This is a genomic window from Streptomyces sp. NPDC006529, from assembly GCF_040611795.1.
Lineage (GTDB): Bacteria > Actinomycetota > Actinomycetes > Streptomycetales > Streptomycetaceae > Streptomyces.
The window spans coordinates 1-6484 of record NZ_JBEXPB010000095.1; the positions used below are offsets into that span (position 1 = coordinate 1).

The 6484-nt window shown below is 68.0% G+C and carries 5 protein-coding genes; all 5 read left to right on the forward strand.

Annotated elements, in window-relative coordinates; genetic code table 11:
• Positions 1 to 483: 483 nt before the first annotated feature.
• The gene (locus ABZY31_RS30905; RefSeq protein ID WP_356416957.1) at positions 484 to 549 is read left to right on the forward strand and encodes a hypothetical protein; all 66 of its coding nucleotides are present in this window, start codon (positions 484 to 486) and stop codon (positions 547 to 549) included.
• Between the two features lie 2236 nt (positions 550 to 2785).
• Positions 2786 to 4060, forward strand: coding sequence for an ATP-binding protein (locus ABZY31_RS30910; protein ID WP_356416949.1), 1275 nt, complete (start codon positions 2786 to 2788; stop codon positions 4058 to 4060).
• 338 nt (positions 4061 to 4398) lie between these two features.
• On the forward strand, positions 4399 to 5316 hold the full coding sequence (locus ABZY31_RS30915) for a hypothetical protein (RefSeq protein ID WP_356416951.1): 918 nt from the start codon (positions 4399 to 4401) through the stop codon (positions 5314 to 5316).
• A gap of 20 nt (positions 5317 to 5336) precedes the next feature.
• Positions 5337 to 5816 (forward strand): Mu transposase C-terminal domain-containing protein, encoded by a 480-nt coding sequence (locus tag ABZY31_RS30920; protein WP_356416953.1) that lies wholly within the window; start codon positions 5337 to 5339, stop codon positions 5814 to 5816.
• Positions 5813 to 6484: ATP-binding protein (locus ABZY31_RS30925; protein ID WP_356416955.1), on the forward strand; the 672-nt coding region annotated here is incomplete at its 3' end. The genes ABZY31_RS30920 and ABZY31_RS30925, both read left to right, overlap by 4 nt.

Below are 6484 nucleotides of genomic sequence, written 5' to 3' on the forward strand. Positions count from 1 at the left end.
TGGGCTCGTGGCATCAGATGGGCGTCAGCCAACATGAGGAGGCTGTCCCAGTTCATGCTGCACTGTGATGGTGATCATGGCTGTCACGAGATGACCAAGCTGCTGTCGTCAGGCGCCCATCGCGAGGATGGCTGGCTGTCATGGGTGTGACTGTTCCAGTGCACGACCTGTCGGCTTGGAATGGTGCCGGATACTGCTCGGTTCGTCTCCGGCCGTGGCTTGGGGCTGGGATGCTGCGGGGATGGGTGAGCAGGCGTTCTCGTTTGTGCCGTTGTCTGTGTCGGCGCGTCCTCCGCGGCTGGTGGTTGTGGTGCCTCATGACGGTGACTGGGTGCGGTGGATGGCTCTCGGTCTGGCGCGGGTGTCGCAGGTGTGGGGAGGCAGTGGCAGCGTGGTCGTCCCTGCAACTGCGGTGGGCCATGCTGGAGTGGAGCGGGCTTTGGCGCAGTTCGGGCCTGATCACGTTGTGGCCTACCACCCGTCGTGGGGTTCGGTAGACAGGCTTGTTCCTGGGCTGGTGGAGCGGCTGATCGCCGGGCAGCGGGTTGAGGACGATGCGGCTCGCGACGCGGCCACAGAAATGTTGCGGGGAACGGCATGGAGCCATGCGATCGTGGCGCAGGCAGAGGAGGCTGCCGAGGGCCTGCGTTCACGGTTGGCTGTGAACCGGTGCGAGGACCATGTCCAACTGACTCACCTATTTGATGACGCCGCCCCATCCGACCTCACCCAACTGCAGGATGTGGCTCGGGTTCCTCTCTACGGGGTGCCACGCGGGCTGGTGACCACGACCGAAGCTCTGTCCTGCGCGATGGGCATCGGCGTGCTGGAGGAAGCGGTCACCGACGAGGTGGAAACCTCAGTGTGGCAAGCAGCCAAAGTCCATGAGTCGGAGCCGGAGGTTGTGGCCGAACTCCGCAAGGCCGCAGGGCCAGGGGCCATCGCTGTCAGGTCCCACGAGGCTGCTCTGTGCATATCCGTCCAGCGCGGGATCCCGAACCGGGACACGCTGCTGGTGTTCGGGGACAGGCCTGAGGATTATGCCCTGGCCGAGGTTCTGGATCAGGTTCACAGACATGTCTTCTGGATTCCCTGGAGCGAGCCGTCCAGGAATGAGGGTTGGTTGTACGTCCGGTCCTACAGGCAGGGCCGGATCCTGGCGACCAGCGCTTCCATGACTGTCGATGCGGTGCGGGAGAGGGCAGCGGCCAGTTGGCGGTTGCGTATCCCGTCTGTCGAGCCCGAGAGCGATGTGGCTCCAGAGGTTGCCTCTCCCACAGAGCTGGACTTTCCGAGCCGGCAGATGGTGGTGCTGCGTGAGGCCTGGGAGCAGCCCCGCTCGCTCCCGGCGCTGGTTGGTGAGGGGGGAACCCTCACTGCGGCGCTGAGTTTGCCTGGGGAGGTGCCCCCCGGTCTCGATCCCGACCGGCACCGCTGGCAGGTGACGCTCACCGCAGGGGATCATCCGGTGCCGCCTCTGCACACTCTGACGAGCTCCACCGTGATGGCCAGTGATCAGAACCCGTGGGAGACCTTTGTCCGGCCTGCGGATGGAGGGATCACCTACTGGTCTCACCGATTCGATTTCGTGTCTGCGGGAGCATCCCTCGCAGGCCGACTGGCTGCTCCCAAGCTGTCCTGGCCGTCGATCAAGAAGTTGCTGCAACACGCTGCCGAAGCCCAGAGCGCTGCGATCCGCCCCAGCGCGGCCGGCAAGCGGGCAGCCATCGCCGAGCGACTTCTGGGCTCGCGTATCGACCTGGAGCTGCTTGCCTCCAGCCCAGGATGGCCGGTGCTTCGTGCGTTCACCTCGAAGAAGACAATGTGGGAGCTACCGCCAGACAGTTCATGGGCCTTGAGGTCGGGGCTCGTACTCTCCTGGGAAGCAATTGCTGCATACGAGCGGGATGGCTGGGACGACCGCGCGAGACGTGGCGAATTGGACAGATGGGCGAGTCAGGGCGTAGTCCGGCGTGGGCTTGTGCTGGGATGCGGTCACTGCCCGATCTATGAGTTCTACCCGCTCGCTGAGATCACTCAGGAGTACTCATGCCGACGGTGCGGTGGTGAGAACAGTCTGATCCAGGAACGCTGGAAGTCGCCGCTTTCGGAGCCGACCTGGTACTACGAGCTTCATCCAGCGGTACGTGAGCTTGTTGAGAACGACGGAGACGTCCCCCTGCTGGCAACCCAGTTCCTTCGAACCCAGCACTGGGCCCGGCCGTCGTTGGTGTGTGAGGAGTTCGAGGTTCTCCGAGGTGGCAATCCGTTCGTGGAGATCGACTTCGCCCTGGCCACGCTGGATCAGGTGTGGCTTGGGGAAGCAAAGAGCGGGGATGCCCTCGCGAGTACCGCCAAAGAACAGAAGCGAGACGTCTGCAAGCTCATCGAGGGCTGTACGACCCTCGGGGCTGGCGGGCTTGTGCTGGCCACCTCGAAGCCCAGGTGGTCTGACGCTACGGTGCAGATCCTCCGGCGGGAAGTGGAGGGAAGGCGGGCTGCGGAGCGTATAACTCCGAAGATCATTCTTCTTACTGGTCTCGCTACGAAGCCCGGCCTTACGGCCCTGGAGGCGTAGTACGAGGACGGTTACCTACTGCGATGACGACCCGGTCATGCCGTAGATGCTCTTCGCTCCTCCTCACGTAGCCGCGGGCCTGATGGTCTTGGCTGTCATGGGGTGACCGGGCTGCTGTCATGAGGTGGCTACCACGGTGGTGGTTGGCTGTCATGGGGTTGCCCATTCCTGTGTGCGGCCGACCGGAGTGGGGGTGTGCTGGCGGGTATGGGTGAGGACGGCCGGTTGGTGCGGGGTGTGGTGGTGCGTCGGTTGTTGGCGGTCGACCAGGGGCCCGGGTCGATGTCGTCTCTGCATGTGCGGGTGATGGCGGAGGCTGCCGGGGTGACGGTTAGGACGGTGTGGAAGTGGCTGGCGGAGGCGCGGGAAGGCCGGCTGGAGCCGGTGGGGCGGCAGGACGGGTTCACGCTGGATGACGAGCAGTGGGCGGTCCTGGCCGAGGTGGGCGGGAACGTCGCGGCGTTGCACCGCAGGCTGACGGCAGACGGATCACCCTCGCTGGAGAGTGTGCCGTCCCTGGGAACGCTCCATCGTGTCGTGCGCCGGGATCTGCAGGCGGGGCGGGTGTTGGAGGTGGCTCGGCCGTCACGGAACCGGGTCGAGGCGGGCCGCTATGACCAGGTCCTGGCCGAGCTGAAGTTGCAGCGGGCGGGTGAGGGCCTGCCGGTGGTCGACGCAGACCCGGCGGCGATGCCAGGGCACGGGGCAGACAACGGTGGTGGGGAGAGCACTGGTCCGTCGCGGGGTGGGGTGCGGTTGTTTGTGCCGGCGGCGCGGGTGGTGTCGACGGCCTCGGTGGCTGCTGTGGTGGAGGTCGTGGGGCACACGGTGGCCGCGCGGGGGATTGGGTGTGTGTTCGGGGAGCCGGGGGTGGGGAAGACGGTGGCGGTGCAGCAGGCGCTGCACCTGCTGCCTGACCGGGTGCCTGTCTGGCGGGCGGTGGTCGGGGTGAAGCCGGGTCTGCCGCAGATGCGCGCCTCGCTGCTGGAGGCGTTGGGGCTGGCGGCGGGTTCTCTATCTCATCGTGCGCCGCCGGCGGACCGCGCTCTCGGGGAGGCGCTGCGCAGGCCCGGTGTGCTGTTCCTCGACGACGCGCAACGCTTGTCCCCGCCGCTGCTGGACTACCTGCGGCTGCTGTGGGACGAGCCGGGTACGGCTGCCGCGCTGCTGTTGTGCGGGGCGGGAGTGGAGCGGGTGATCGCGAGGGCGCCTGCGTTGCGGTCGCGGGTGCTGACCTGGCACCAGGTCCCCGGGCTGGACCAGGAGCGGCTTGCGGAGACGCTGGCGATGTTCCATGACGTGTGGGAAGGCGTCGATCCGGCGGATGTGGGATGGGCGGATGCGACGGTGGCGCGGGGCAACTTCCGGACTTGGGCGAAGATCACCTCCCACGTCTACGCCCTGGCCAAGCGGTGCCGGGACGTACGGGTGGACCGTGCGTTGATCGAACAGGCCTGCGCCCGACTGGGCCCCTACCCGTGACGGCCGGCGGCAAGGGTTCGGAATGGGGTACCAAGACCAGACGGCAGGGAGCCGGTTCCATGATCAGTTCACCTGGGACGGAAGGCCCGTCGCCGCTGGATGCACCTCCGGACGCACCTGAGCTGGCGTCGGCGCCGGTACTGCAAGGCATGGCTTTGGCCGCGTTGCGCGGTCCTGCGGTTCAGCAGCTGCTGCGGCTTCGGGGACAGGGGAGGCTTTCGCGGGGGCATGCGCGCCTTGCGGGGGAGTGCCTGGGGGTATCGGAGCGGACGGTGTGGCGCTGGCTTGCACAGGCCGAAGCCGAGCCCCGTAAGGCGGGCCGTCCGGGGGAACGCCCGGTGGACCGGTTCGAGGTGACGCCGGAGGTCCGGGTGCTGCTGGCGTACTGGCGGGGGAACGCGTCGGCGGTTCACCGGCAGCTGGTCGTTCGCGCCCGTGCCGCAGCCGGGGAGCCGGTCACCGCGGTGCCGGGCGGGGCTCCTGCGGAGGCGGTGCCCGTGTTGGATCCGGTGCCGTCGTTGTCGACGTTCCTACGTGCGGTGCGCCGTGATCTGACCGCGGGTGAGCGCGCCGGCCTGGCCCGGGGGCCGGAGGCGGCCCGGGCCCACGATGTGTTCGGGCGCCGACCGCGGTTGTGGCGGAACCACACCTGGGAGGCCGACCACGTCCAGGCACCGCTCCAGGTCGACGCGGCCGGGGAGCTGGTGCGCCCGTGGGTGACGTGGTTCATCGACGTCGCGACAAAGACGATCACCGGCACGGCCGTCACCCTCGGCTATCCGTCCCGGGCCTCGATCCTGGCGGCTCTGCGCGCCGCGGTGCTGCGCACCGGACCGTACGGGCCGGCGGGCGGCATTCCTGAGCACGTGCGGGTCGACCGGGGCCGGGATTTCCTGTCGAAGACGGTCCTGGCCGCCTTCACCGACCTGAAGACCAAGTGCGATGACCTGCCTGCCTACAGTCCCCATCTGAAGGGCACGGTGGAGAACCTCAACCGGTGTGCCGACCGCATGCTCTTCGCCGTCCTGCCCGGCTACACCCTCACCCCCAAGCCCCGGCGCGCTAAGAAGAAGCCCGACCCCGACGAGCTCCCGCCCCTGACCTTCGAAGAGTTCACCACCGAGGTCCTGGACTGGGCGCGGTGGTGGAACACCGAGCACTACCCGCAGACCTGTCAGGCCGAACTCCCCTTGAGGCCTGGCAGGCCGACCCCACGCCGCTCTCGGACATCCCCGAGGCCGCCTTGTGGGGGTTGATGCTGGAGGATGACGGTCGGGTGCGGAAGCTGAGCAGTCACGGCGTGCGCTGGCGTGGCCGGGACTACCTCGGTGCGTGGATGGCCGGCCAGGCAGGGCGCCGTGTCCGTATCCGGCACATGCCCCACCACGATCACGAGATCGAGGTCTGCGACCCCACGGGCCGCCACCTCGGCACCGCTCACCTCGCGGACGCCGCCACCCCCGAACAGCTCGACGAGCTGCGCCGTACCCGCACCGTGCGGGCCCGCCGCCTGCGTGAGGAGGCCAAGAAGGCCGAGGCCCTGCGCCGGCAGCGCTTCGCCCCGGCCACCACTCCCACGCCCGCGCAGCGCCTGGGTGCCGTCACGACAGCCGAAGCCGATCAGGAACTCGCCGCCGCATCCGACAGCGACATGGCCGCCCTGGCCCTACCAGACCTCATCCCTCACGCCCCACCGCCCGACGACTGGAACACCCCAGCCTCCCTACGCCCTGCCACACGGGAAGAAAAGCGATGACGAGCCAGCTGCCACCGCGGGAGACCGACCACTACACCCAGCTCGCGGACGCCGCGGTCGTCACGACCCGCGCGCTCCTGGCCGCGAGGGAGAACATCACCGACACGATCGACGCCAGGGCGATGATGTGCCTCCACGGCCCGGCAGGCGTGGGCAAGCCCCTTGCCGCGAACGTCTGCCTGCGTGAGCTTGAGCGGACCCGGGGTGAGGAGGTCTGCCGGATCGCCTTCCGCGCCCGCCCCACCGCCCGTGCGGTGCGCCACGAGCTCTTCACCGCCCTCGGTCTGCCGGGCGAACCTCCGCGTCACCCGTCCGAGTTCGATCGGCTGCTTCTGGACTCGCTGGCAGCCCAGCCACGTACGCTGGTCGTGGACGAAGCGCAATGGCTGAATCGAGAGACGTTCGAATATTTTCGGTTCGTCTGGGACCACCCGTACTCACAGATCGCGATCATCTTCGCCGGCGGCGAGGGGGCACACACGGTGTTGCGGAAGGAGCCGATGCTCTCCTCCCGCATCTTCATCTGGCAGCACGTCACCAAGCTCACGCTGAAGGAAGTTCAGCAGGCCATCCCCCTCTACCACCCCGTCTGGGCACAGACCGATCCTGCGGACATCGCCTTCGCGGACCGCCACGCGGCCCATGGCAACTTCCGCAACTGGGCCCGC